The following is a 25,691-nucleotide window of genomic DNA, read 5'->3' on the forward strand; positions in this document are numbered from 1 at the left end:
GTAGCCGAAGCCCGGCTCCAGCGGCTCGATCACGAACCGGGAGCGGAATTCGTCGACGACCTCTTCGGTCAACGAGGGACGCTGAGCGATCAGCACGAAGTATTGCCTCCAAAATGGGGCGCCCGTTATATGACGCCGTGGACACGAGCAAGGGTACGGGCGGTCCTGCCCGCCCACGAGGTCGAACCGCCCATTGAGCCCCCGGAAGCAATTTTTCGCTGCCCGAGACCGACCACCCAGGCATGTACAAGGGATGAGCGCCACCGGCATCCGGCTGACGCTTGTCGAGCCGTGCACCTCAGCCGCCGCCCTCCTCGGCCACACCTTTGTGACCGAAACCTGACCGGTACCGGGGAGATGTCGCCCCGCATCGATGCTGGTCAAGCCCTCGTGGCCTAGCCGCAAACGGCGGCGTAGGAGGCGCGGCAGCGCGCGGAGGGCTCCCCGCCGCTGGGGACTATCCGGTCGTCGATTGGCCGCCGCCCCGCCGCCCACAGCCGGCCTCATGACCAGCAGGTACGCCAGGGTCCAAATGAGTGTGCGCCGGGTGGGACCGAAGAGCGCCTGCGCACACCGATGTGCCTCATGAGCCGCAAAGGTGCCGGTCAAGATCGCCTGCGCGGCTGCCGATGGGGTGGGCAGGACTGTTCGTGCTGGTCAGGAAGGGGCTGGTTCCTGTGACGTCGGTGTCGGTACCGCGGCTGGACGCGGGATTGGACGCGGTGACGGCCGCCATCGAGGAGCTGAGGGCGGGACGGCCGGTGATCGTCGTCGACGACGCCGATCGTGAGGACGAGGGCGATCTCGTCATGGCGGCGCAGTTCGCGACCGCCGAGGCCCTCGCGTTCTTCGTGCGCCACACCAGCGGTCTGCTCTGCGCGCCCGTGGCGCCCGAGATCGCTGATCGTCTGCGGCTGCCGCTGATGGTTCCGGAGGCGGGCGGGGTGGAGGCGACCGCGTACACCGTGTCCGTGGACGCGGTCGGCACAGGCTCCGGCATCTCCGCCCACGACCGGGCGCTGACGGCCCGGACCCTGGCCGACCCCCACACCCGGCCCGACCAACTCATGCGCCCCGGGCACCTTTTCCCGCTGCGCGCCCGGCCCGGCGGGATCAGCGAACGCCGCGGGCACACCGAGGCCACCATCGACCTGCTCCGCCTGGCCGGGTTGTGTCCGGCCGGGGTGATCAGCGAGGTCTGCAACGACGACGGCTCCCTCACCCGCGGCGTGCCTCTGCGCTCCTTCGCCGACGAACACCGCCTCACCCTCATCTCGATCGAGCAGATCGCCCACCGACTGCGGCCCGAGGCGGCCACGGTGTGGACCGGCTGATGCCGGCAACCGTGTTCGACCTCGACGACACCCTCATCGACACCGCCGGCCATTGGCCCCGGGCCTGCGCGGCGATCACCGCACATCACGGCCATGACTGGCAGGACGAAGACTCCGCCGCGCTGCACGGCAACGGACACTGGGCCGCCTACGTCACCGGCCTGTGCCGGGGCGCGGTGAGCACCGCCGACGTCATCCACGCCTGCACCGCCGCCATAGTGGACACCTGCGCCGCGGGGCTGCTGCACGCGCTGCCCGGCGCGCTGGAACTAGTCGACGAGGCCGAGCGGCACGGGCCGATCGCCGTGGCGACGGCCAGTCCTCGCCGCTTCGTCGTGACAGTCCTTGAGCAACTCGGCCTGGCGAAGCGACTGAGCGCGGTGGTGTGCGGCGAGGATGTCGCGCGGGCCAAACCCGCCCCGGATCCCTACCTGCGGGCTGTCGCGACGATCGGCGTGCCGCCCCATCAGTGCGTCGCCGTCGAGGACTCCCCGAGCGGCATCCGCTCGGCAGCCGCCGCCGGATTGGCCGTCCTCGCCATCCCCCGCTCCGGCACGCTGCTGCCCGCCGACGTAGCCGATCTGCCGACCGCACAAGCGGCCGACGCTACAAACGCCCTGCCCTTGCTGACGCGGCTCCTGTCCTCCTACCCCGCACCCGTCGGCTGACCCCCACGCTTCAACGGGAGGAGGGTGAGCCAGATCGAAGGGCGCGACGCTGAACGGCGTACTCCAGCGCCTCGATTGTCGCCTCGTCCGCTTCGAGTGCCGTGCGGGGCACTCAACAGCGGTTTGAGTCGCAGGGCACCAGCGCCGCGGAGTTGTAGGCGCTCGGAACCGGCCGGGCTGTAGGAGCGCCCCGCACCAGAGCGGCGGGACCGTCTGAAGGCCTACCCGCCGGAGTGTCCCGACCTTCACGGGTGAATGGTGCACTCCTCAGGCACTGGAGCTCGGCAGGCGCGCCACGTCGCAGTCGACGATCGCCGTGAGGACGCCGGCCGCCTGGGCGGACATGCACTCAGGCAAAGTCGTATGGAGCCCAGTCGGCGATCCGGCGGTATCCGAGGCGTGCGTAGAGGGCGTTGCTGGTGGGATTGCCCGCGTCCGTGTAAAGCACGACCTCTGTCGCTCCTGCGGCGCGCGCGGCCCGGCTCACCTCTGTGGTGACGGCGGCTGCGTAGCCGTGTCCGCGGAGGTGAGCCGGGGTGTATACGGGGTCGACCCTGACCATGCCGGCGACCATCGGGTTCACGCCTGCCATGGAGACGGGGGTGCCGTCGGCGGTCTCCCAGAAGGTGTAGCTCTTCTCAGCGAAGCGGGTGCTGGCCCAGGAGGCGGCATCGATGGTCACGGTTTCGCGAAGGTCAACCGCTAGTTCACGGCACCAGCGCATGAGCTGATCGTGGTCCTGCCGGCCCACCGGGCGACTGTGGCCGTCCGGGTGCGGGTTCGGCGGAGTGAGGGTGCCGAGGCGGTAGAGGTGCATCCGGACGCGGAGTGTCGGCGTCACGCCGGTGTGCCGCTGCCAGGCTCCGGCGAACGCGGTGGCCGTGTCGTGGTCCGCGGTGACGCCTGCGAGGGAGTGGCCGAGGCCTGTCAGATGAACAGCAAGGGTGTCGGCTTGCTCGGCGGAGAGCGGAGTAAGGATCAGCCGGCGGGTCGGCGGGCGATAGAAGATGGCTCGAGTCTCGCCCGCTGACTCCAGTCGTCCGAAGAGGACGGAACCCGGGGTGAACGCGCCCGGCTGGCTCCGCCACTTGTGCAGTGTGGTGAGCGGCGTGTTGTGCAGCGCCGGTCGCGAGCGGAGAAAGTCTCCGGCGCGGGCGAGGAAGTCCTCGATGTCGTCGGTGAGGAACCAGGTGTCCGGGAGCATGCTTCATGATCCCGGATGTACTCGACCCGGTTCAACGATGCACTTGGCGATACACCGTAGCCATGACCGGGCCGATGCCTTTGAGTCTCGTGCCGGAGTGGCTCTGAGCTCCTCCCGAGCGGTGGCCGCCACGCCCTCCGAGGCTGTCGCGCCGCCGGGGGACGGTGACCGTGCTGTGCGGCGTCACGTCGCCGTTGCGAAGCGGCTTGGCCCTGCCCCCGGATCCCGGGCTCCTCGCGGTTTGGGCCTACTTCCCCACGGTGATCTTTTCGTTGTCCAGGAGCGCAGTGTGCGTCGCGGCGGTGATGATCAACAGCACCATCAGGAATCCGGGCACAGGACTGTCGTCCTTCGGGTCCGGGCTGATCGCGAACGCCGCGGAGAACACAGCGATCTCCCCGATGACGTAGGTGATGGCCAGCCAGGGTTTGACAACACCCTTGACCGCAGCGACCACGAACGGGACCGCAGCTGCCAGTCCAGCGGAGACGATTGGCACCAGCGTCCACACGATCTTCGCGATGACGCTGCGGAACATGCGCGGGCGAACAGGTGCCAAGGGCTGGTTGAAGTACGGGTTGGTGGCCAAAGTGCGCTCCTCTACGACTCCCGAGTGTCAGGGCAGTTTGCTGTGATTGGGCTGGTCTGTCAGCCGTTTCGGGGGAAAAGGTGGTGCGACATCAGACGGCGATGCGCTGCTCGGGTAGCTTCGCAGCTTCGGCGGGCACGGTGATCGTCCCGGTCGGGCCGTGACATGAGAAAGGTCGCACAGGTTGGGAAGTTGCGAAGCCGGCCTGGGTCCGTGCGGCCTTGCCGAACCTGCCCTGTCCGGCATCTCACGCGCACGTTTCGGCGCGTTTGTTCGCCGTGTTCATCAGGCCATGGGAAGCCACACGGCAGTCCGCGCTCCGCGAGGGCCGGGGGGGAACGTCGGCGGGCGGAGGGCGCCGGCCGAGAGCCCGACCTGGTCTTCTCAATTTCTCCCAAGACCGCTATGGCATTGCCCTACACACCGGATGCCCATGTGCTACCTCTTCCGGCCGCCGTCCAGACCGATGCGGTTGCCGTCATGATGCCGACTGTCAGACCTTGTCGCTCGGCGGCCAAGGGAAGCGAGGGCGAAGAGCAGTCCACCCGCCATGAAGAATGGCTCGTATAGGAGGGTCGAGAATTTACTCATCGCGTCGAAATCGGTGCTCGTTCGAGTACCAGCGACCAGGGCCGCCCAGTCCGGGATGGACGGTGCAGCGTGGAGGAGCAGCAGTGCGGCAACGCCGAAGAGACCGGCGGTGAGCGGTCTGGCCGGCAGCCGTGTGCCCCAGTCCAGGTGGAGTGCCAGGGCCAGCGCAGCAGCCAGGGCGCAGAAGGGGATGGCAAGGATGTCGATGACGAGGAGCGGCGTGTTGCCGCGTATGGAGAGCCCGGACGGCAGACCGAACCGGCCGCCGAACAGCCAGTACAGGTGGACCAGAGAGAAGACGGTGGCCCAGGTGGCCGCTGCATAGGCAGCGACGCGGAAGGTCGATCGGGAATGAGCGGCGGCACGGGAGTCCACAGCAGCACGGGGCTCGTTGTTCATATGGTTCACCCTCACCGATCGCGCGCGCCCCGCGCATCATCCGGTTGGGCGGTCCCGATCCCCTGTCAGGAGGAGTAGGACTCATTCTGGAGGTCCACAACTTCCGGCAGCGCGGGCGCACTCACCTAGCCGCGCAGGAATCTCCATGTGGGGTGATTGGTTCAGCTCACGGCGCCGGGAGTAGCTCAGGACCTGTGGATCGGCCTGACGGCAGGAGGAGCACCTTCCCGATGGATCAACCGATCGGTCATCGAGATCGCTCTGCCGCGAGATCATGGCAGGCGCCGGACTACAGGAGGCCGCACGCAGCGGTGGCGGCTTCAACCCTCCTGACCACCACCCGGCCCTGATCTGGATCCTGTTCCACATGCTGCAGGAGTACGCCCGCCATGTCGGCCAGCTCGACGTCGTCCGCGAACTCACCGACGGTGTCACCGGCGAGTAGAGCAGCACCGGCCGAAACAAACCACGTACTCCACATGGGTGGGGGCCGTACCGTCACGACCACCCGCTCCCCCAGCCGGTGAACGTTCCCGGTCGGAGCACTGGCGCCGCATCCTCCACGGCCCGTTGCCCCGCGCCGAGGACACCGTCATCGCCCTGCCTGGCATATCCGTGGCGCGGCCAGTCGCGTCGCTGAACCGCGTTGACCGCGCCACAGTCCGTCAATGCCGGCAGGACGGCCGGACGCTGAGCAGCTCGGTCCGCAGCACAGGCGTGCCGTCGACAGGCGCCGGGTCCTGGGCAGTTGGTTCGATACCGCCGGCAGCGATCTTGTCCAGCGTCTGCAGGCCGGCGGCCCCGACCGTACCGAAGACCGTGTAGTTCGGTCGCAGCGCGGAGTCGCCGTAGACGACGAAGAACTGCGAACCATTCGTGTCGGGCCCGGCGTTGGCCATTGCCAGCAAGCCGCGCCCGTAGAGGCGACGGACGCCGGTCGGATCGCTCGGTGCCGGCGGCAGGTCCACCGGCAGCTCGTCCCTGTACTTGTACCCCGGCCCCCCTTCGCCAGTGCCCGTCGGGTCGCCGCACTGCAGGACCTTCAGCGTCGGATACGCCGTCAGCCGATGGCACACCGTACGGTCGTAGAACCGATGCCGTGCCAGATGCACGAAGCTCTGGGCGGTGCACGGCGCCTTCGCCCGGTCCAGACGTAGTGGGAGCGAGCCCTGGCTGGTCCGGACAGTCACGTCGACCATGCCGTGGCTGGGGGTACGTCGCGGATCGGGCGGCAGGGGAACCGGTCGCGCCGCCGGCTCGTCCGGGGTCTGGGTGTACTGGCAAGGACCATGCGTGGTTCGTGGCGGAGCATCGGAAGCGGAGGCGGTGGTGCTGCCCCCGGACACGACCAACGCGGCCGCCGCCCATGCGGTTATGAGCGCTCGGTTCATCCTGCACACCCTCCAGAAGATCGCCAGATTTCGGAGCGGTCGCAGTCTAGGGCGCGGCCTGACCGGCGAGAACCCGCCCGCCAGCCACATCAAGCCAACGTAGGGGCAGTGGTGGCCATCAGGTCTTCGATCGCCTGATCCTTCTCCCCGACGAGGGCCAGGATGAGGATGATGACAAACGACCGGGGGGCCATCGCGGCGTCGCACGGTGGGTACTCTGCCCCCTGACCTGCCGCGCCTGCGTGCGCTGCGCATGCGGCATGCGATGTGGCCGGCGCGGAGTCGACGCCAGGATTCCCCGGCTGCGGAAGCGGGAGGAGCAGCAGGCACGGGCGGCCGCTACAGCCGTCGAGCGGACCTCGGACTGCTGCTGGAGTACGAGCCGAACCGAGACGCCCCGGCGGCCGCCGACAGCTCCCGGTGACGTTTCGCGCCGCCTGTGCGCTGGCCAAGTACCAGGTAGTACCGGGCAGACCAGGGCTCACACCCGCCGGCTCCCGGCACCGCTGGCTCCCTGGCCGTGCCGCTTGTCACTCCCCCCGAGGGCGGCACGTCGAAAAGGGTGGCGGTCGGGAACCCGTCCACTGCACGGGTTCCCGACCGCTCTGCACACATCAGGTCGCACCCTGCGAGCGGAGCCGGGATCGCGCGATTCTTCCCGACCTGACCGAGGACGGCCCAGTCCGTCCCCGCGGCGTCTGCTGGCCGCCCGCATGCCTCGAAAGACCCGAGGGAGGGGTGGGATTGATACCGCCCGCGTACCGCGTTCACGTACTGCTTGGGCGCGTCGGCGCGCTCCTCGACCTGAGGCATGAGGGGAAACCTTCATCTGCATGCTGTGCCGTCCCCAGCCTTGCGCAGCAGTGCGACTTGGCTGGAGCGTCAGTTCCTCGACAATGCCGTGGCTGCTCGATACCGGCTGGCAGCCCGCGCCGCACGAGACCCAGACCGACGTCGTCCACACCGGCAACGCGTCGTGGTACCCGTACGCGTCTCGCCGGGTAGGCGGTGGTGCCCGACAGGCGGCTGGTGCTCCCGGAAGACGGCAGCTCCGGACGCGCCCAGCGGCCGGAGCGGCAACAGTCCCCTCCCAGGTAGACCCAGGACCTGAGAACCATTTCCCCCGACCCGGCCCGCCTGCATGACGATCCGCCTCAGGGGCACTCCAGCAGTGCAGGCATCACGGCTGCCGAGCGGAGCCCGGTTCGGAAGGAAGCCGAGCCCCGCCCGGTTCTCAAGACCTTCGCCGGCAGGTATCCGGCGGCGGACGCCAAGCCCTGGGACCCCGGTGGGGTCGAGCCCGTCCGCGGCCCTCAGGACTTGCGGCTCTCGCTCTCCGCCTTCGCCATCGCCTCCGCGTCGGACTCCGCCACGGCGACGGCGAATCCCAGTGCCTCGGTGATGTGCCCGGCCGCGGCCATCACACGCGCCGTTCCGACCACTGGGGCGATCGCCACCAACACGTCCTGCACCTGCTCCACTGTCAGATTCGCCTTGATCGCCGGATCGACGTGGGCGAGATAGGAGATCGCCGGAGCGTCCATGGCCGCAAGCGCGGCAATACGCGTAAGGATCAACGTCGCCGCGTCCATCCCACAGTGCTCGAACGAGTCCATCGTCATCGCCGCGAGCGTCTCGAAGACCGGAGCTTCGGACGAGGTAGCCATAGAGAGACCGCCTTCCTACTCAGCAAGGCACACGGCTACCAGCAGCAACACAGCGAGCCACGCACCAGCTTCCCCCCTGGATTGCCCTTTCACCGTAGAGGCCAACCCGACCAGCCGCACCCTGACCGAACACCGTCCTGCGGGTCGGCCGGTCAGGCCCGATCAACCACTCCGGGCGCCTGTCAGCATCGCGGCAGCCGCCGGCTGCTCGCAGTCCGCGGCGAATCTTTCAGCCAGGGCCGCCGGCTCCTGGTCGTGGCATGGAGAAACGCCGTCTTAGCCTGATGCGCGAAGCCGGAGCAGATATTCGGTTGCTGATCTGTGAACGTGGTCGATGCAATGGCCGGCATGGTGACTGAGGTCCGCCCGCCGAGAAACGACGAGATGTTCGCCTACTACCGCGCGTTGCCCTTCGCGAACGGACTTCCGAACTGGGAGCCCGCGGACGCGGCGGGACACGGCGGCCCCGAGCCGTGGCCCCCGCAACGGAGGCCCGCGAGCGCGGAGCAGCTCCAGAAATGGGCCGCGGCCGACATCGAGGACGATTCCTTCCACCCGATCGCGACGTTCGTCGACGGCCGATGCGTCGGTGCATCGGCAACCATCTCGTTCGAGGTGACGGTTCCGGGCGGCGGCACGGCGAGAATGGCCGGCGTCACCGCCACCGGGGTGATCGCGACGCACCGCCGGCGCGGATACCTGCGGCAGATGATGCAGAGCATGTTCGATGGGGCCTTGGAGCGAGGCGAGCCGTTGGCGATGCTCAGCGCCAGCGAGGGCGGTATCTATGGGCGCTTCGGATTCTCGCCCGCGACCTACCGCACCCGGTGGGAGCTGGCCCGGCACGAAGCCGCCTTGCTTCCGGCCGAGCCCGACCCCGGGTCGCTGGAGCTGGTCGACGCCGCTCAGGCGAGACAGGCATGGCCCCGGGTTCATGCGCACATACGTGCCCACCGGATCGGGGAACTCAGCCCTCTCCCCGGTCACTGGGACGGCCTGTCCGACGACCCGGACGGCACCAACGGGCCGCTGCGCTATCTGATCCACCGCGACCGGCTCGGCAATGTGGACGGCATCGCCAACTTCCGTCTGCCATGGTCCCCGACCGCGGACCGTGCGGGAACGCTCGTGATCGAGGCCCTGGAGGCGTTGAATCCGATTGCATACCGTGCCCTGTGGGGACTGCTGATCGACTTCGACCTGACCAAGACCGTGGTGGCGGCCGGCCGTCCGCGCGACGAACCCCTGCGGTGGATGCTCACAAACCCGCGGGCGATGCGCATCACCCGCCAGTCCGACAATCTCTGGGCGCGCCTCCTCGACGTCCCCCGAGCCCTGACGTGCCGCTCGTACCCGACGCCCGGCGAGCTGAGGTTCACCATCGGTGACGACCGTATGTGCCCGGCGAACAACAGAACGTGGCTTTTGAGGTCGGACGGCCCCGCCACGACGTGCGTTCCCACCGACGAGAGGTCAGATCTGACCATCGCGCTCTCAGCACTCAGCTCGGTCTACCTCGGCGGCATGTCGGCGAGTCACCTGGCGTCTGCGGGCCACATCACTTCGCATACCGATGGCGCGATCGGACGGCTGGCCCGGATGTTCCGGACCGACCCCGAACCACACAACTCCTTTGGCTTCTGACGAGGCCACGTCCGACAGTGGGGAGCGGTGGGTCGCCAGATCGCCAAGTTCCCTGGCAGCCAGCCCCGTTCAGCAACTCGTGACACCCGCGGTCACGCGTGTACAGGCGGCGGAGTGGACGCATGACGCCGAGAGGAGATGCCGATCTATCGAAGTGGCGCCTCCGCCGACACCGCCGCGTCGGCTTGAGAACGGTCTCCTGAACCGCCGACTCGCCAATTGAAGCGGTGCCTTAGCGGTCGCCCCGGGAGGCCCTTCGGGAGATTGACGACGAAGACGGGGGCGACCGGGGCTGGTCGGAAATGTCGGGAGCGGCAAGGTAGAGAGCAGGCGCAGTCCAAGGGTGTACCGCCTACAGCGCCCGGCGTCCTCAGACGGGGCGCTTGGCCATGACGACGACGCCCGGTCCGCTCCACTCGTCCGCGGGGAGCCGGAGTTCGGCGACCGGGTGCAGGCCGGCCTGCTCGATCAGGCCTACGAGCTGCTCCGGTCGCCACTTGTGCGTGGTCCAGCGAACCGGCACTCCCCCGTAGGCCTCGGTGCGCACCACGTCCTCGTCGCCTACGTGTGTGCCGGTGATGAGGTGCCCGCCCGGCTTCAGGGCGTACGCGAAATGGGCGAGGACCTGAGGAAGGACGTCGCGGGGGAGGTTGAACAGTGACCACCACCCGAGTACGCCGCCGAGGGAGGCCTCGTCGAGGTCGAGTTCGGTGGCGGAGGCGACGCTGAAGCGGCAACGCGGATGCAGACGGCGAGCGTTCTCGATCATGCGGGGAGAGAGGTCCACCCCGGACACGTCGAGTCCGCGTTCGGCGAGGTAGCCGGTCACCGTGCCGGGGCCGCAACCGACGTCGAGGACGGGCCCGAGGTCGCCGACGGTGTCGGCGAAGGCGTCGATCGACGCCTTGAGCCAGGGATGGCGACGGATGTCTCCCATGCCCGTCGTGAGCACCATGTGGGCGTATTCGTCTGCCACGTGGTCGTAGGACTCACGGACGACGTCGAGATCGGCCGGCCGGTCGATATGGCGTGCGCGCATCAGCCCACAATAGAACGATGGCCCGAAGTGCCGTTTTGTGGGCTGCCCTTGAGGCGTGATCGGACCCCAGCCAACACCTGAGAGCGGAGCGCGCGGCCACGGCGCAGCAGCCGGCGCAAGCCCCTGACCGCTCGTACAAGTGTGAGGCGCAGTGCTGGTAGTTGTTCTCGTCCTCGTCGAAGACGATGTGCGCGTCGCCGTGTGTGCTTACTCCCGGGTCCTCGTCGGGGGTGCGGACGCGGTACCGCCAGCTCTCGGGAAGCCGCAGGCGTTCCCCGAGCGTCGGTGCGCCCGGACTGCGGCTCGTCGGCGGAGTTCGCCGGTCGGCCGTACGAGTGCGGGCTACACCCCGACAGCGAGAAGAGGCCGGCACACGCCACGGCCGTCCCCGGGAGGAGTGACGGGTGCTCCCAGGCTGCATTGACCGGCATGGCGAGGGAGAATGGTCGCGGGGAGACGGATTCGCGCCGTCGGCGCGCCGGAGTGCATGCCCGCGATGCTCTTGAGCGAAATGGTGATGCTGACATGGCCGAGCCATCACAGACTCCTGCCTGGCGGCGGATCCCAGAAGACGCGGTCGGCGCGGCCGCCGCCGTGGCACGCGCCGCCGCGCATGCCACGCTGCACCCACGGTCCACGCTCGATCGCGCGCGCCGCCTGCCCGAGATCGTGCCGGCGCTGGGTCAGGCGGTGAAGACGCTGACCGGGCGAACGGACGACTGGCGTGTCGAATACGCCTACACCCTCGGTGAGCAGGCGTTCGTCTACGGGTTCCCGTACATCTACTACGCCCAGCTGAGACACGCCTGGGTGACGCAGCCGCGGAATCCCGCGACGATTCCGTACGCCCCGGTCAATCACTTCTGGCACGCGGAGCAGTTGCTCGACGCGACCTACCGCGACGGCGGGTGCCCCAACAATGACACGATGTACTCGGTGGCATGGGTGAACCTCGGCAGTGAGCCGGTGATCCTCTCGCATCCGGACATGGGTGATCGCTACTTCACCTTCGAACTGGTCGGTATGACGTCCGACAACTTCGCATACGTCGGTCAACGCACCACCGGCTCCGACGCGGGCAACTTCGCACTCGTGGGCCCGAACTGGAAGGGCAAGCCACCGCAGGGGGTCCGTCGCCTGAAGAAGGCGCCCAGTCCCTGGATCCTCATCCTCGGCCGCACCCTTGTGAACGGCCCCGACGACGTGCCACGGGTCCGGGAACTCCAGGAGCAGTACCGCCTCACCCCGCTCAGCCTGTACGGCCAACCGGAGGCGAAAGTCCCCGAAAGCCGTGACGTCCTCACGCCGATCCCCGTTGAAGAAGATCCCCTCGGGCCGTGGAAGACCCTGAACGCGATGCTGGCCGAGAACCCGCCACCGTCGCACCACCAACTCCTCCTCGAACAGTTCGCCCAGATCGCCGTAGGCCCCGGCCTCGACGTGGAAGCCCAGCCGGACGCCGTCAAGCAGAGCCTGATCCGGGCCGCCGCCGTCGGTCTGCCGCTGCTCAGACAGCAGATCCTCAGCGGCGACTGGGCCCATCTCGTCAACGGCTGGCGCTATCCGCCCACGCAGATGGGACGCTTCGGCGACGACTTCCTCAAACGCGCCGCCGACCAGGCGCTGCTCGGGGTCGCCGCCAACGACCCCGCCGAGGCCGTCTACCTGCTCAACTTCGATGACGCCGACGGCAACAAACTAGTGTCCGACGGCCGGTACGAACTGCATTTCCGGGCCGGCGCCCTGCCACCCGTCGATGCCTTCTGGTCGCTGAGCGCCTACCAGGAGGACATGAACCTCATCCCCAACGAAGCGGACCGCTACTCGATCGGAGACCGCACCACCGGCCTGCAGAGGGACGAGGACGGCGGCCTGACCATTCATCTGCAGACGGAGCCACCCGACCGGGGTCGGGAAAGCAACTGGCTGCCCACCGCGAAAAGCGGTACCTGGTTCGTGGCCCTTCGTATGTACCGGCCGCACGCCGAAGTGATCGACGCTGTTTGGGAGTGCCCTCCGCTGACCCGTGTCGCCTGAGTCTCGCTCCGGCGCTTCTCGTCATGGATGCCCTGCGTGACGGCGGCGGGACCATCTTCGCGGGCCCGTGGGGCACATGAGACCGGCACGATGATCTCCATGGGTTCCTCGCGCCTGTTGGTCGTCATCTGGTCTGTATCCCGGAGATTCACGACCTGGAGATTCACGACCTCGAAATCCTGTAATAGTCACCTCTGATGGAGCGCGGCGGGTTAGGTTCGGCCGAATAAGAATGGCCGGCGGCTGCGGATCACTTCGGTGGCGACCGGCTGGTCGTTGCCGGGCGCGATTCGCACCATGGGGACCTGATGAAGCTTCTCCTCACCGACTCCGGTATCAAGAACCCGAGCATCCGGGAGGCACTGGTCGACCTTCTGGGTAAGCCCATCGACGAGTCCAGTGCCCTGTGCATTCCCACTGCGGGGTACGGAGCACCCGACGCCGATCCGGGCGGACCGTGGCGCTTCATCAGCGGATCGTCTCCCCTTCTCATGACCGGGCTGGGATGGAAGTCGGTGGGTGTGCTGGAACTCACCGCGCTGCCCAGCATCGACGAAGCACACTGGGTCTCCTGGGTGAGGGAGGCCGATGTCCTGCTGGTCAATGGCGGTGACGCGCTGTACCTGTGCCACTGGATGCGCGCTTCCGGGCTGGCCGACCTCCTGCCGTCGCTGCCCGACACGGTCTATGTGGGACTCAGTGCCGGGAGCATGGTGATGACGCCTCGCATCGGGGAGGAATTCGTGGGCTGGAAGCCGCCGGCCGGTGGCGACGACACGCTTGGCGTTGTCGATTTCTCGATCTTCCCGCACCTGGATCATCCGGCGTGCCCGGACAACAGCATGGCCGCCGCGGAACGATGGGCGGCCCGGATCGCGGGTCCGGCATACGCGATTGATGAGCAGACCGCCATCAAGGTGACCGACGGCACCGTCGAAGTGATCTCCGAGGGGCATTGGAAGGCGTTCTGAGAAGCCCCGAGATACGCCGTTGGCGCTGACCGCCGAGGCCGGCTGAGCGTCGGACACGTGGGTGCCGCCAATGCGGCGAAGTTCTCGGCGGCGCGCGCAGCCTCGGCCACGACGCGTGAAAACCGGAAGCCCGCGGGGTGCGGCCGGTCGGCCGCGAACCCGCCCTGCACCCGCGGCGGCATCACTGCCGCCACACGTGCCCTCCCGACGCGGACGAGCGGCCGGTCAGCCGACCCAGGAACCGGTGAGGGCCTGCACGGCGGAGCCGTCCGCGTCGGCCAGCTTGGTGCTCACGAAGGCGCGGGCCCAGTCGGTGGTCTGGATGCGGAACGCGGGCCGCTCGGCGTCCAGGGCCTCGATGACCGCCTCCGCGGCACTGGCCGGGGTCTGCGCGGTGCCGTCCAGGAACTGCTCCACGGTGCGGTCGATGTAGTGGCGCAGCGGGTCGGTGTACGCGCCGGCGTCGATACCGGCTTCGAGGTCGACTCCGATGTTGTTGACGAACTCGGTCGCCACGGCGCCGGGTTCCACGACGGAGACGCTCACACCGAGCTTCTTGGCCACGGGGGCAAGACTCTCCATGTAGCCCTCGACGGCGAACTTGGCGGCACAGTAGGCCTCGTTGAACGGCTGGCCGATGACCCCGCCGACGCTGGTGACGGTGATCAGGCGACCGCCGACGGCGCGCAGGTGCGGCAGCGCGACCTTGGAGACGCCGAGCACGCCGAAGAAGTTGACCTCCATCACCTTGCGAATGTCCGCGAGGGAGTCGTTCTCCAAGGTGCCCAGGTGGCCGGCACCGGCGTTGTTGACGACGGCGTCCAGGCGACCGTAGTCGGCGATCACGCCCTCGATCGCCGCGGTGACGGAGTCCTCGTCGGTGACGTCGAGCCGGCGGATGTCGAGCTCGACGCCTGCCTCCACGGCGGCCTTGCGGAGCGCGTCGGCGCGCGTGGTGTCACGGAGGGTGGCGACCGTGCGCCACCCTGCGCGGGCTGCGGCAACGGCGGCGGCGAGGCCGATACCGGAGGAGGTACCGGTGATGAGGACGGTTCGGGGGGTGGCGGACATGGCGGGGCCTCTCTGACGGTGGACCGACTTTTATGTGCGTGCACACACAACATAGCGTTATGTGTGTGCGCACGCAACCCGCCTATACTCCGTCGCATGCCGAAGAAGCTGCCACAGGCCGAGATGCCCGCCGCCGACTACGCCTTCTACGGGCTTGTCTGGGCCGGCACCGTGATGACCGAACGCGTCGACCGGGCACTCGTCAAGGCGCACGATCTCCCGGTGTCCTGGTTCGAGGTCTTGCTCTGGCTGGCCTCCAGCCCCGATCCGGTGCCCGCGTCCATCCTCGGCAACAGCACCATGCTCAGTCGTAGCCAGGTCTCGCGGGTGGTCGACGCCCTGCAGGCCCGGGGTCTCGTCAGCCGCACCCCGTCCGTACGCGACGCGCGGTCGGTCGAGATTTCACTGACCGAGGACGGCCGCCGCCTCTTCGAACGAGCCGACACCACCCGCCGTGAGGCCCTGGCACCCGTGTTCACCGACCTCCTCGACGAGGACGATCTCGAGGCACTCGGCACGGTGTGGCGAAAGCTCAAGGCGGAGAAGGAACGGCTGACGCTGGAGCCGCCAAGCGGATCCGCCGGATCCCGGCGGTGAGCCGCACCGAAACGGGAGACGCCCCGCCAGGCCGACGCGCACTGAGGACGCCATCACGGAGGCTCTTCCGCTGTGGGGGCGGAACGAGCGCGCCGTCCTGCCACGCGAGGTGAGGCAGCGGTAAAGGCGTGAAGATGGGCGAGGACGTCGCCCGCTCCTCCCCCATCTGTACGCGTCCGGGTGCCAAGCCGCTCTGCCGAGATCGAGCCCAGTGGAGAGCCGGGTATCGGCGACGGCATCGACCACAGGGCCGGGCAGGCCTTGGGAGCGGCCTGACAGCCTCGCGGGGGACCTCGGGCAGCGGGGTTGCCGGCGGGCCCTGACCGCGTCGGCGAGGAGAGCACGCGTCGGCGGGCGGGGGCGGGCCGGGCCGCAAGGACGGTCAGGCCGTAGCGGGGCCAGTCGTCGCCGTGCACGTCGTAGCCGGGGTTGACGGTGATGGCGACGAGGCGTCCGCCGGGCTTGAGGGCTATGGACCGCTACTGATCCGGTCGTTCCGGTTGGCGCAGTCGGCACGGTGCTTTCGCGCCGGAGCGGCGCCCCTCTGGTCAACTCGACAGGCAAGCCCGGGCGAAATGCATTCGATGCAATATCGGTGCAAGTTGTTTCGGATAGCAGGAGCCGGTGACTGTGGACCTGCACGATCCACCAGCCGTGGATGGTGCGGGCGCCCCCGGCCGGGGGACGCCCGTGACCCAGAACGGGAGTGAGCGACCATGGCGCCCACGCACACAGTCCGCGAACGCCCCGCCGGTACGCGCGTGCACCCTCCTTGCGGTGACGCGGTGGATCTCCCGGACCGGTTCGCGGCCGGTGACGAGGCCGCACTGGCCGAGGTGTACCGGACATGGGGCGGGATGGTGCAGACACTGGCGCGCCGTGTGCTGGGTGATACCCAGGAAGCGGAGGACGTGACGCAGACCGTGTTCCTGGCGGCCTGGCGCGGCCGCGCCGGCTTCCGTCCTGACCGTGGCACCTTGTCGGCCTGGCTGGTCGGTATCACCCGGCGCAAGATCGCCGATGCGCTGCAGGCCCGCACGCGGCGAGCCGATCTCGTCGCTGTAGCCGGTTCTGCGCTCGCCGCGGACGGGGGACGCGGCGGGTCCGAACCGCAAGCGGTGCTCGACCGCGTTCTGGTGAGTCAGTCGCTGGCTCGGCTCAGCGGGCCGCAGCGCACTGTTCTGACGCTCTCCTTCTTCGAGGACCTCACGCAGACGCAGATCGCCCAGGTGACAGGCTGGCCCCTGGGGACGGTCAAGAGCCACGCACGACGGGGTCTGCAGCGCCTCGGTGACGCGTTGGAAAGCGCTCGGCCAGACGCCGTCTCGGCCTGAGCGCGCACTAACGCTGCAAGTCCGCTTGACGTGTCGCGGACGGGTCGCTCCCAGGCGGCACCGCATCCGCGCGCCTCACGACGTCCGAATCACCTGCATGACGAACGGTCGGGTCATACCCACGATGCAGCACGGTGATCTCGCCCCGGAGGCGCGGATGACCACTGGTCAGCTCGCCCGTCTGCTCGGGGTCTCCCCGACGACCTTGCGATCCTGGGACCGTCGTTACGGACTCGGGCCGGCGGTGCGGGCGGACGGCCACCATCGGCGCTGGTCGACCGACGACGTGGCGATGATGCGGGAGATGTGCCAGCTCACCGCCACCGGCATGTCACCGGCGGCAGCCGCCCGCGTGGCACAGCGACACGCACACCGCACGGACACGACCCAAGCACCGGCCGGAGGGGTCCCCCTCACTGCACATGACGACGAGGCCGAGGCCATGGTCCGTCACGAGCAGGCAGGAAGCGGGCTGCCGCTCGGACGTGTGCGGCGCGAATGCAGAGGTCTGGCACGAGCCGCGATGCGGATGGACGCCTTCGAGGTGCAGCAACGGCTGCGCGAGGCGGTGACCGCCCACGGGCCCGCTGTGGCCTGGGAGGAGGTGATGGCGCCCGCGCTGCGTGCGGTCGGCCGCAAGTGGCAGTCGTCCGGCGAGCGGTACGTCGAGGTCGAGCACCTGCTGTCCTGGCACATCTCGTCGACGTTGCGGCACCGGTACGTCGAATCCGCGGCTCGTGACGATCAGCGTGCCCTCGCCCTTCCCGTCGTACTGTCCTGTCCGGCCGGGGAGTACCACACCCTCCCTTTCGAGGTGCTGGCCGCAGTGCTGGCCGACGACGGGCTGACCGTGCTCATGCTGGGGACCGCCGTGCCTCCCGACGCGCTGATGAGTACGGTCCAGCGTGTCGCGCCTGCCGGAGTGGCCCTGTGGTCCCAGACCCGCCCCACGGCGGACCTCCGCCTGGCACGTCGCGTCGCAGCGGCCCGGTGGGGTGTCCACGGCGCGCGTACCAACTCCCCCGTGCTGCTGTGCGGCCCCGGGTGGCCCTCCCTGGCGGACGATTCGCTGGACCTGAGGCAGGTGACGAACCTGCGTGACGCCGTTCGTGTGCTGACCGAGCTCCACCGGGGCGCCATGCCAATGCGATGAGACCTGTGCTCGCTGCCTGGTCTCGCGGCGTCCTCGCTCCTGGAGTGATCATCGCCCGTTCCGACGACGGCACCGACGTCGGAACGGGCATGGAAGGCCGAAGGGTTCGCCGGAGTTACTGGACGGTTGAGTCGGGCGTTCGCCCTGTCCGGGCATACTCGTGGACCAGGGCGTCCGCCATGTCGGTCACCGCGAAGCGCGCCGTCGCCGTCTGGCGCGCGGCCCGGGCCAGACGCCGGCGTCGGCTTTCGGGCACGGCGGTGAGTCGGCGCAGCCCCTGGGCCAGTCCGGCCGGGGAAGCGGTGTCCATCAGCATCCCGTTGATGCCGTCGGCCAGGTAGTGGCCCACTCCCCCACGACGCGGGGCTGCCGCGGGCAGGCCGGCTTCCATGGCCTCGAGGATGGCGATGCCGAACTCCTCCTTGCTGCTGGGGCACACGTACCACGTCCGGATTCCTTCGGCCGGATCGGCCAGCGCCCGCTCCAGGCGGCGTACCCGGTCGTTGGGCATGGCCGGCAGGAGGGCCAGACGGCGTGCCGCCGCAGGGTGATCTTCGATGAGTTCGCGCAGGACGGTGCGCATCTGCTGTTCGGCCGGGGTGGGCCGGTCGGTGGCGCCGCCCACCAGGACCAGCGTCGTTCGGCGCCACAGCCCGGTGGCGAGCCAGGTCCGCAGCAACAAATCCTGCTGCTTCACGGGATGCAGGCGGCCCACGCAGAGCAGCAGGGGCAGCTTGCGGTCCCCCGGTGCCAAGGCGTCGCCCCGGTCACCGTCGCTGAACAGCTCGGCCAGCATCTCTCTCCGCAGCGTCGACTCGTGCGCGGCCGGGACGTAGGGGGCGATTCCCTCGGGTGGCGCGGCGGGGCCGGCCACCCCGTAGCGGGTGCCGAGGACGGGAAAGTACCGAACCAGCTCCTGAATGCCCTCGCGGCCGGGGATGCCGATCACGGTGTCGGCGTGGTCGACGAGGCGGTCGGCGAGGAAGACCCGGTGCAGATCGTGCCGGAGCGGTTCGGCTGCCTCCGCGTCGGACCGGCCGGCCCGGGCGTATTTCGCCGAGATCTCGCGGTGGGGATCCGGCGCGGCGGTGAAGACAAGGCGTGTGCCGATGCGGCGAGCCGCTTGGGCGAGGGCCAGGCTGCCGTCGTCCGCGTACCGCAGGTGCAGCACGTCCACCGGCCGCCGCAGGGCCCGCAGGAGCCGCGTGGCCCACCATGCGAGTGCCGCGCGGTGCTCGTGCATCCGGTGCTGCTGGGGCGCGGCCGGCGCGTCGACCGGTAGGTGCAGTACCAGGTGTCCTGGTCGGCGTTCGCGCAGCAGGCGGGGGTCGGCTATGAGTGCCTCGTGCCCGGCGGGCACCACGGTGATGACGGCCGCTACGTCCTGGTGTGCCGCGATGTGGTCGCCCAGGCCGCCCAGCAGGACGGACAGCCCGCCGCTTTGTCCTTGGCCCGGCGTGTCGAGTCCACCGACGAGCATGGCCTGAGCGATCACGAGGCCAGGCCGGGCCGGTTCTGCCGCGCGCACGGGAGGGAGGGGGCCGAGGAGGAGGCGTTCATAGACGTCGGCCGCTGCCCCGACGTCGGGCAGATATGCCGCCCCGTCGGGGTGCCGATGCAGGTAGCGCCATGCGGCGTGCCGCACGCCGCGGTCCCCGTCCGCGGCCAGGGCCGCCGCGTCGGCCGCGGTGACCGGGCACAGTCCGGTCGTCTCGGCGAGATCGAGCAGCAGGGCAGTGCGTTCGGCGCCGGACGAGGACGCCCGCAGCTCGCGGTGCAGGGCCTCTTCGGCCCACTCGGTCCCGTACCGCTGCACCGTCTGCGGCCACATCTCGCTGAGGACCGCGGTCGTACGAGGGCCTCCCCGGGCCTGGGTCAGCACCGCGTCGGGGGTGAGGGGGACGGCGAGGCGGCATGCCTGCCGCAGGGCCGCGGTGACGACGTCCTCGCGGCTGAGCCCCGAGTCCAGGTCCGTCGTCACGCTGCGGGGCCCGCAGGAGTACTCGGCCTCCAGCAGACGGCCGAGGTCACCCGGTGCCGCTTCCTCACCGTTCTGCGGGAGGGAGGGCTGGTGCGGGGTGCTCGCGCGGGGAGCTGTGTAGAACGCGTGGCGTGCGGCGATCAGCGGGTCCGCGTCCGCACAGCGCGTGGCACCATGCCGCGAAGGTGGTGCGGATACGGCTACGGCCACCGTCTCTCCTTGGTTGCTCGGGGGGTTCGCGGATGGTTTCGCCCGCCGCGCGTCGGGCGGATGCACCATCCGGACCAGACGGTGTGCCGGATGCCGGCCGACGGGCGGGACAGGGTGCCGGGCCCGTGCGCTGCGGGCAGAACACCGAGGTGCATCCGCAGGGGCGTCGGCCGGGGAAGCCGCGGTTATGCCACGTATCGTCGTCGTCAGCCCGCCCTTCGCCTCTCACGCCGCCCCCCTGTCCGTGCTGGCGGCGGCGCTCGGTGCGCGAGGTGCGGAGGTGTATTTCGCCTGCGCTCCCGCTTTCGAAGAGCTCGCGGTGCGTGCCGGCGTCGGCTTCGTGCCGCTGACCGTGACGCGCAACGCCAACACCGGTGTGGCGGAGGCCACCGAGCAGGCAGCGGACGAGGCCGCCCGGTTGTCCGAGTTCGTGCAGGCCACCGGGAAGGGTGCGGTCGAGGCGCTGGTCACCCAGGCGCGGCACCGGCAAGCGGACATGCTCGCCGACCCCGAGGAGGTTCACGCGGCACTGCGGGCTGTCGACGACCGGCTGCGGCCCGACTGGTACGTCGTCGACCAGCTCAGTTATCCAGTGACCCTGGCCTTGCACTGTATGGGACTGGCGTACGCGACGTTCTGCCCCGGACATCCGACCTACGTGCTGTCGGGACGGGACGCCTTGTTCGGCGTGCCCTACGACTGGCCGGGAGTCCTGCGTCCCCAGCCGTCGCAGCTGGCCGAGCTGCGGGCGGTCGCCGGGGCGAACGACCGTCTGTTCACCGAACTGTTCGCCGCCTTCGTCAACGACAAGGCGCCACATGCACCGGTCCCGCGTCGCGCTTTCGCTCTGACCTCACCCTGGGCGGTCGTCTACGCCTACCCCGAAGTGCCGTGGTTGCCGGCCCCACCCAGCGGTCCCGAGCACTTCTTCGCGGGACACATGACAGGTCCGGCAGCACCCTTGTCCTCGGAATGGGCAGGGCAATTGGAACTGCTGCGCGCGCGCTCCGGGAAGATCGTGCTCGTCGCTCTGGGAACGTTTCTGTCGGCCCGCGCCGACGTGCTGCGCTCCGTGGTGTCGGATGTGCTGGAGGGTTGCGCCGACACGGCTGTCGTCGTCGCCGCGGGTGACCGTGCGGAGGCGCTCGCCGACCTGGCCGGAGAACGCGTCGTCGTGCGGTCCACGGTTCCGCAGCAGCAGTTGCTCGGGCACGTGGACGCCATGGTGCATCACGGTGGGGGCAACTCGTTCACCGAATGCCTGCGCGCCGGGGTGCCGGCTCTGGTCCTGCCTCTGTCCAGCGACCAGTTCGCCATCGCACGGGACGCGGAGCGGGCGGGCGTGGGGCTCGTGCTCGACCCCAACGCGCTGGCGCGCGGTGACGTGGCGACGACGCTCGGGCTACTGGCCGCCACCGTGCGGCCGCGTATGCCACATTGGGCCCGTGAACTCGGCCGACGCGGCCCCGACTGGGCGGCCCGGCACCTCATGGCGACGATGGCTGATCGGGCGTCCACTCAGTGAACCGCGCGCCGGCCTCACTTGTGGCGCTTCCGACGACGCCACTGCGGTCCATTGAACCCGCCATGGCCCGCTCGCCGGATGCCGCCGCAATCGCCGTTACGAGGTCGAGCGGCGCAGCAACAGTTGCATCACCCCCATCGGGCCGGCCGACAAGCGGGTGTTCGTCAACGCCAACGCCCACTCCAACACCGAGACGGACCCGACGAAGTTCGACTACGGGCCCGTCGGCGCCAACTGCATGGACCAGATCCAGTGGCGCGACACCCGCACCGGCAAGCTACTGGCCGCCTCCGACTTCCACCCACCGTCGAACCCGGCCGGCACCGTGCCCCCCGGATACGGCGGCCTGATCTACGACATCCTCGGCTACGGCCGTGCCGTCGTTCTCGCCGTCCGCCCAGCCGGCGCGGGCGAACAGCCCTGACAGCCCCGCTGCTGCCCGGGATGGAGGCATCGAAGTCCGTCCCGGCGAGTCGGAGCGTCACTTCGCGGGTCACGGCCCCGGGTTCTCCGGCCAGGTGCGGCCGCGGCGGGCTGATTGCAGGGCGAGAACGGTGGCACGTATGTCCTTCACGACGCCGTCGAGGCGGTCGACGGTCTCGAGGATGCGCTCATGGAGGTCACCGGGTGCACGGACAGCCAGGCTGTTGAGTGTGAGGCCGATGCCGAAGACGTCCGTGACGACACGGTCGTGCAGAGCCTGGGCGATGCGTTCGGGGTCCTGGAGTCGGGCGACGGACTGCGTGTCGTTGCGTTGCGCGGCCAGGTTCCAGGCGAAGGTTGTTTGAGCGGCGAAGCCGGCCAGTGCGCCGAGTTGGGGCTCGTCGAAAGCGGGCCGCCCGGGTCGCCGAGTGACAAGCAGAACCCCGGTTGATTCGCCGTCGGCAAGAGGGACGAGCATGGCCGGCCCGAGGTGCGCCGACCAGGAGGTGTGCGGGCCAAGGGCGCGCTCGTCCGCAGCCAGATGGGAGCTCAGCCGCGGTGTGCCGCTGGTCAACACGCGACCGCACAGCGATCCCTGCCTGGGCAGGCGCCGCCCTGCCACGCCCGGGGCGTTCTGGCCGGCTGCGAGTACGATCACGAGGCGGTCGTCGCTCTCGGGCACAGCGATGGCAGCGAGGTCTGCGTCGGCGGCGCACCGGGCCCGGTCCGTGATCCACGCGAGCGCCTGATTCGTGTCGGCACCGGTCAGCAGGATGGCGGTGGCCCCGGTCGCGGCATGCAGCCAGGCCGTTTCGCGCCAGGTCTGCTGGAACAGGCGGGCGTTGTCGATGATCAGCCCGGCAGCCCGGGCCAGCACTTGTACCTGTTCCTCGTCCTCGTCGCTGAACAGCTCCGGCGCCGCGCCCGGTCCGGTCTTGTCACCCAGGCACAGTGCGGCCATGGTCTTGCCGCGGACACGAATCGGCACGCCGAGGAAGGTCCGCAGCGGTGCCGGCCCAGGCATCCAGCCGATGGGGATCACGTGGGCGGCCGAGTCCTCGATGCGGAGGGGCTGATGAGCGTCGGCGAGCTGCCGTACAACGCTCCGACCTCCGGTACCGCATGCCCTGGAAGCCTCGGAGGCCGGGGAGCGGGCGCATTCCGGGCGGAACCGGGGCGGGCCGTCGGCCGCGTCGAACATCGCGAGGGCGGCATGGCGCGCGTGCGACAGATCGCGGGCCGCGGTCACCAGGCGATCCAGGACGACTGGGGAGGTGGCATCGGCGCCGACGAGCAGAACGGCGCGGAACACTTCCCGGAGCCGACCCTGTGTGCGCAGCGCCTCATCGGCGCGGTCGAGCAGGTCCTGTACGGCACGGTCCGGCTCCGTGCGCCCGGGATCCATGAAAAGCAGCAGGTCAGATGTGCCGTCGGGCGGGCCGCGTACGGAACCGGCAGCGTCTGCGTTCGGGAACCGCGCCATCGGTTTCTCCGGAGAGTCGATGTCACCCTGTTACGGCGACAACAGCACTTTATCCCCTGTGCCGCCTTACCGACGCTCGCCGAGGACGCCTGGGCCGCCGCTGCGCCAGGCCCGGGAAGCCGTCCGCCGAGAGCGGGGCCGGCAAGCGGGAGACGAGGCCGTCCGCCGACCAGGAACGCTGATTCGACCAGAGAAGCGGCTCCGCCAGATCGCCGGCGCACCCCTGAGGCGAGGCTTGCTCCCGCGAAGCTGCCGCCGCACCTGGAGCGGAGGTGGCGCGTGTGTCGGCGCTCGCTGCCCGCGAACTTTCACCGATGAGGCACCCCTGGTCACTCACCGTCATCGCCTGGGGTGCGAGACCGCACGACTACACCTAACGTCCGAGGTGGGGGCCCAGACAGGGAGTGAACATGAGCCCCACCAAGCGCGGCAGGATATTCAGCGTGACGCGTATGCGGACACCGAGGATCGCGTCCCGCATCGTGCCGGATCCGACGGCACGCGAAACCGAGTCGTCGCGGCAGGCGCAGGACCCTGATGAGGCACTCCCTCACCATCCACGGCGCTCGTCCACTCGCATACGCATATCCGAGACCAATCCCTGGTCGATCACGGTGATGAGCTTCCTCGTCCTGGGGGGCTTGGGGGTGTGCGTCCTCGGCGTCGTGTTCGTCGCGTCGCTGGTGTTGTACGTCGTGGCCCCTGACGCGGCGCCGTCGCTGTCGCAGACGCTGGTCATCGCCGTCGTGGTCGTTGCCCTGATGATCCTGCTGGGCACCGTCGTGGCATGCATGTGCGGCTTCATGCACAACTACTCCGCACGACTCGGCCGTGGCTTCGAAGTGGGCCTCACCGGCCTCCGCAGCGCTCCGTCACTGGCGGGAGACCCAGGAGAGGACGGCCACGAACCACAGGCCGCGCCAGATCGCGACGACATCCGCAGGTGACACCAACGGCACCGGACACGGGCGTTCATGCACCGCCCGGCTCGTCCAACCCGGCTCTTGTGGTCGCTCGTCCAGCCGTCCACGAGGCCGACTCCGGCTCAGCACGCCAGCGTTCGCCGGGCGGCTTGGAGGTCCGACGCAGTAGGAAACGGTGAACATAAGCCGGTCGGCGCAGAAGTGAATCGATTTGCCGGGTGAACGGTCCACTTGGAGACCAATGCGGCCCCCTCTGAGCTGCGAGGCTCGTGCCCAACGGATCGGCAGCCACTTGCGATACGAGCTGCCGTCACTCGACCGTTTGGAGCCCTTATGCGTCTTCGTCGTCTGGCCACCGGTGCCCTCGGTTCGGTCGCTCTCCTGCTCACCTCCGCCGGCGCGGTCACCCTGAGCGCCGGTGAAGCCGCAGCGACTCCTTGCGGCTTCTACGAGACCCACTCCGACGCCTACTACAACCACTGCACCTCGGACGGTTCACACATCGTCATCGAGATCGACGACTGGGGGCCGAACAGCGAGCGGTGTGTGGGGCCGGGTGTGACCTGGATCGGTTCCGCTTCCGGTATCGACGGTGCCTGGTATACCGGCCGCACATGCTGATCCAGGGAGCATGGAAGCGCTGAGCGGGTGTCGTTGGGGGAACGGGCGCGGTGACCGTTCCCCCAACACCTGCGCCCCTTGGAGTCGGTTGCTCGTGACCGATCCTGGACGAAGCCGCCGCCCGCTGTGGAGGGGGCCCTGACCTCAGGTCACGAGGGCTCGCGCTTGGGGACCAGCGTGTAGCTCGCGGCGATCAGCACGTTGATGCCGATCAGACACAACATCCGCGACTGCCAGGCCCGCAGCGGGCCGGTGGTCCCGCCGTCCCCGCCCACGTACCAGACCGCCCCCTGCAGCAGGGCCAGGGCGACCACCGAGGCGAGGATCCAGCGGCCCGCGACCTTCCATTCGTGGACGGCGCGGGCCATACCGTACTTCGGGGGCCGCTCGGGCGGCGGGCCGTCGGCGAAGCGGTGGGCGACGCGGGCGTCCGCCCATTTGATCGTCGAGTGACCGAGGCCGACGGTGAAGCCGATGTACACGGCGGCGAGTCCGTGCCGCCAGTCGGGCTCGGCTCCGTTCTTCAGGTCTATCGCGGTGACCACGAACAGCACGACCTCCAGCAGCGGTTCGCAGAGCAGCAGCGCGAGCCCGGTGCGGGGCATCCGCAGCGGGTAGCGGAAGGCCAGTCCGGCGGCCAGCAATACCCAGAAGGCCACCTCACAGGCGGCGATGAGTCCGACGATCACGGACCGCTCCCTTCACTCGGCTTCCAGCTTCGCGTGGCCCGGACGCTGGGCCGTCGCCGGTGGCGACGACTTCCGGGTAAGCGAAAGATGCAGTTCGGGACCCTTCCCGGGGTGCAGGCGCGGCAGTTGCGGGTCGTGTTGGATGGA

At 69.4% G+C, this 25,691-nt stretch carries 23 protein-coding genes; 13 read left to right on the forward strand and 10 right to left on the reverse strand.

Going from position 1 to position 25,691, the window contains the following annotated elements; genetic code table 11:
• Positions 1-650: 650 nt before the first annotated feature.
• Together ribB and ACWCPN_RS33015 are read left to right on the forward strand one after the other, a co-directional pair.
• A complete protein-coding gene (ribB, locus tag ACWCPN_RS33010; protein ID WP_451213866.1) occupies positions 651-1,334 on the forward strand; it encodes a 3,4-dihydroxy-2-butanone-4-phosphate synthase in 684 nt (227 codons plus the stop codon).
• Complete coding sequence (locus ACWCPN_RS33015; RefSeq protein WP_451213869.1) at positions 1,334-2,002, forward strand: HAD family hydrolase; 669 nt, start codon at positions 1,334-1,336, stop codon at positions 2,000-2,002. The genes ribB and ACWCPN_RS33015 overlap by 1 nt, the downstream gene beginning before the upstream one ends.
• 349 nt (positions 2,003-2,351) lie before the next feature.
• Here ACWCPN_RS33015 and ACWCPN_RS33020 read toward each other — a convergent pair whose 3' ends face one another.
• The 3 genes from ACWCPN_RS33020 to ACWCPN_RS33030 all read right to left on the reverse strand — a co-directional run bounded on the left by ACWCPN_RS33020 (position 2,352) and on the right by ACWCPN_RS33030 (position 4,785).
• Complete coding sequence (locus tag ACWCPN_RS33020; RefSeq protein WP_451213872.1) at positions 2,352-3,206, reverse strand: GNAT family N-acetyltransferase; 855 nt, start codon at positions 3,204-3,206, stop codon at positions 2,352-2,354.
• Positions 3,207-3,453: 247 nt separating this feature from the next.
• Entirely contained in the window at positions 3,454-3,795 is a 342-nt protein-coding gene (locus ACWCPN_RS33025) for a hypothetical protein (RefSeq protein WP_451213875.1), read from the reverse strand.
• A gap of 438 nt (positions 3,796-4,233) precedes the next feature.
• On the reverse strand, positions 4,234-4,785 hold the full coding sequence (locus tag ACWCPN_RS33030) for a DUF3995 domain-containing protein (protein WP_451213878.1): 552 nt from the start codon (positions 4,783-4,785) through the stop codon (positions 4,234-4,236).
• A 274-nt stretch (positions 4,786-5,059) separates the two neighbouring features.
• Here ACWCPN_RS33030 and ACWCPN_RS33035 point away from each other — a divergent pair, with 274 nt between their 5' ends.
• Positions 5,060-5,230 (forward strand): mycothiol transferase, encoded by a 171-nt coding sequence (locus ACWCPN_RS33035; protein ID WP_451213882.1) that lies wholly within the window; start codon positions 5,060-5,062, stop codon positions 5,228-5,230.
• A gap of 220 nt (positions 5,231-5,450) precedes the next feature.
• Here ACWCPN_RS33035 and ACWCPN_RS33040 read toward each other — a convergent pair whose 3' ends face one another.
• A complete protein-coding gene (locus tag ACWCPN_RS33040; RefSeq protein ID WP_451213885.1) occupies positions 5,451-5,984 on the reverse strand; it encodes a peptidylprolyl isomerase in 534 nt (177 codons plus the stop codon).
• A gap of 1,505 nt (positions 5,985-7,489) precedes the next feature.
• Positions 7,490-7,843, reverse strand: a complete 354-nt coding sequence (locus ACWCPN_RS33045; RefSeq protein WP_451213887.1) for a carboxymuconolactone decarboxylase family protein — start codon at positions 7,841-7,843, stop codon at positions 7,490-7,492.
• A gap of 348 nt (positions 7,844-8,191) precedes the next feature.
• Between ACWCPN_RS33045 and ACWCPN_RS33050 the strand changes: the two genes are divergently transcribed.
• On the forward strand, positions 8,192-9,487 hold the full coding sequence (locus ACWCPN_RS33050; RefSeq protein ID WP_451213890.1) for a GNAT family N-acetyltransferase: 1,296 nt from the start codon (positions 8,192-8,194) through the stop codon (positions 9,485-9,487).
• 370 nt (positions 9,488-9,857) lie between these two features.
• On the opposite strand, the gene ACWCPN_RS33055 is transcribed toward ACWCPN_RS33050, so the two are convergent.
• Complete coding sequence (locus ACWCPN_RS33055; protein WP_451213895.1) at positions 9,858-10,526, reverse strand: class I SAM-dependent methyltransferase; 669 nt, start codon at positions 10,524-10,526, stop codon at positions 9,858-9,860.
• A 525-nt stretch (positions 10,527-11,051) separates the two neighbouring features.
• Between ACWCPN_RS33055 and ACWCPN_RS33060 the strand changes: the two genes are divergently transcribed.
• Positions 11,052-12,563 (forward strand): DUF1254 domain-containing protein, encoded by a 1,512-nt coding sequence (locus ACWCPN_RS33060; RefSeq protein WP_451213898.1) that lies wholly within the window; start codon positions 11,052-11,054, stop codon positions 12,561-12,563.
• Positions 12,564-12,871: 308 nt separating this feature from the next.
• Positions 12,872-13,534, forward strand: a complete 663-nt coding sequence (locus ACWCPN_RS33065; RefSeq protein ID WP_451213901.1) for a Type 1 glutamine amidotransferase-like domain-containing protein — start codon at positions 12,872-12,874, stop codon at positions 13,532-13,534.
• A gap of 225 nt (positions 13,535-13,759) precedes the next feature.
• Here ACWCPN_RS33065 and ACWCPN_RS33070 read toward each other — a convergent pair whose 3' ends face one another.
• Positions 13,760-14,605 carry an SDR family NAD(P)-dependent oxidoreductase gene (locus ACWCPN_RS33070; protein WP_451213904.1) on the reverse strand — a complete coding sequence of 282 codons (846 nt, stop codon included), beginning with the start codon at positions 14,603-14,605 and terminating at the stop codon, positions 13,760-13,762.
• A 96-nt stretch (positions 14,606-14,701) separates the two neighbouring features.
• On the opposite strand from ACWCPN_RS33070, the gene ACWCPN_RS33075 reads away from it, so the two are divergent.
• The 3 genes from ACWCPN_RS33075 (at position 14,702) to ACWCPN_RS33085 (ending at position 17,689) form a co-directional block, all read left to right on the forward strand.
• Positions 14,702-15,202, forward strand: a complete 501-nt coding sequence (locus ACWCPN_RS33075) for a MarR family winged helix-turn-helix transcriptional regulator (RefSeq protein WP_392403970.1) — start codon at positions 14,702-14,704, stop codon at positions 15,200-15,202.
• Between the two features lie 716 nt (positions 15,203-15,918).
• On the forward strand, positions 15,919-16,536 hold the full coding sequence (locus tag ACWCPN_RS33080) for an RNA polymerase sigma factor (protein ID WP_451213907.1): 618 nt from the start codon (positions 15,919-15,921) through the stop codon (positions 16,534-16,536).
• A 97-nt stretch (positions 16,537-16,633) separates the two neighbouring features.
• On the forward strand, positions 16,634-17,689 hold the full coding sequence (locus tag ACWCPN_RS33085) for a MerR family transcriptional regulator (RefSeq protein ID WP_451213910.1): 1,056 nt from the start codon (positions 16,634-16,636) through the stop codon (positions 17,687-17,689).
• A 115-nt stretch (positions 17,690-17,804) separates the two neighbouring features.
• Here the strand turns inward: ACWCPN_RS33085 and ACWCPN_RS33090 are convergent, their stop codons facing one another.
• Positions 17,805-19,880 (reverse strand): glycosyltransferase family 4 protein, encoded by a 2,076-nt coding sequence (locus ACWCPN_RS33090; protein ID WP_451213912.1) that lies wholly within the window; start codon positions 19,878-19,880, stop codon positions 17,805-17,807.
• Between the two features lie 187 nt (positions 19,881-20,067).
• Between ACWCPN_RS33090 and ACWCPN_RS33095 the strand changes: the two genes are divergently transcribed.
• Together ACWCPN_RS33095 and ACWCPN_RS33100 are read left to right on the forward strand one after the other, a co-directional pair.
• A complete protein-coding gene (locus ACWCPN_RS33095) occupies positions 20,068-21,405 on the forward strand; it encodes a glycosyltransferase (protein ID WP_451213915.1) in 1,338 nt (445 codons plus the stop codon).
• Between the two features lie 157 nt (positions 21,406-21,562).
• Positions 21,563-21,829, forward strand: a complete 267-nt coding sequence (locus ACWCPN_RS33100; protein ID WP_451213918.1) for a hypothetical protein — start codon at positions 21,563-21,565, stop codon at positions 21,827-21,829.
• Between the two features lie 69 nt (positions 21,830-21,898).
• Here ACWCPN_RS33100 and ACWCPN_RS33105 read toward each other — a convergent pair whose 3' ends face one another.
• Positions 21,899-23,311, reverse strand: a complete 1,413-nt coding sequence (locus tag ACWCPN_RS33105; protein WP_451213921.1) for a GAF domain-containing protein — start codon at positions 23,309-23,311, stop codon at positions 21,899-21,901.
• Between the two features lie 410 nt (positions 23,312-23,721).
• On the opposite strand from ACWCPN_RS33105, the gene ACWCPN_RS33110 reads away from it, so the two are divergent.
• Together ACWCPN_RS33110 and ACWCPN_RS33115 are read left to right on the forward strand one after the other, a co-directional pair.
• On the forward strand, positions 23,722-24,258 hold the full coding sequence (locus ACWCPN_RS33110) for a hypothetical protein (protein ID WP_451213924.1): 537 nt from the start codon (positions 23,722-23,724) through the stop codon (positions 24,256-24,258).
• A gap of 309 nt (positions 24,259-24,567) precedes the next feature.
• On the forward strand, positions 24,568-24,855 hold the full coding sequence (locus ACWCPN_RS33115; RefSeq protein WP_451213927.1) for a DUF6355 family natural product biosynthesis protein: 288 nt from the start codon (positions 24,568-24,570) through the stop codon (positions 24,853-24,855).
• 149 nt (positions 24,856-25,004) lie between these two features.
• On the opposite strand, the gene ACWCPN_RS33120 is transcribed toward ACWCPN_RS33115, so the two are convergent.
• Positions 25,005-25,544, reverse strand: a complete 540-nt coding sequence (locus tag ACWCPN_RS33120) for a hypothetical protein (RefSeq protein ID WP_451213930.1) — start codon at positions 25,542-25,544, stop codon at positions 25,005-25,007.
• Between the last annotated feature and the right edge of the window lie 147 nt (positions 25,545-25,691).

Source organism: Streptomyces sp. NPDC002386, from assembly GCF_053593175.1.